The 278-nt window shown below is 46.0% G+C and carries 2 pseudogenes; both read left to right on the forward strand.

What is annotated here, in order from left to right:
* Positions 1-91: pseudogene (locus tag IQR33_RS33905) on the forward strand (capsular biosynthesis protein); the annotation flags it as partial.
* Positions 88-278, forward strand: a pseudogene (locus IQR33_RS21255) (capsular biosynthesis protein); the annotation flags it as partial. The pseudogenes IQR33_RS33905 and IQR33_RS21255, both read left to right, overlap by 4 nt.

Raw genomic sequence — 278 nt, forward strand, 5'->3', positions numbered from 1 at the left:
TCTTCCCTTGTATCGCCACGTTTATTCAGAGCAAGAGCGTGATGCTTTTAAACACAAATGGATGCAAACACCAGGGACAAAATCATCATGAAGAAAGTACTCCATGTTACAGAAGCGTTTGGAGGTGGCGTTCAAACCGCCCTCTATAGTTATGTTCACTCATCCAGAGACGAGCCTTACCAGCATTTCTTGCTAGCCAGAGCCCGAGAAAACGACTTGACCAATGAGAACAACCACCACATTTTCGTACAGACAAAGTGGGTAGAAGGCGGCTTGCT

Source organism: Vibrio sp. OPT46, assembly GCF_015163535.1.
In the GTDB taxonomy this organism is placed as follows: domain Bacteria; phylum Pseudomonadota; class Gammaproteobacteria; order Enterobacterales; family Vibrionaceae; genus Vibrio; species Vibrio alginolyticus.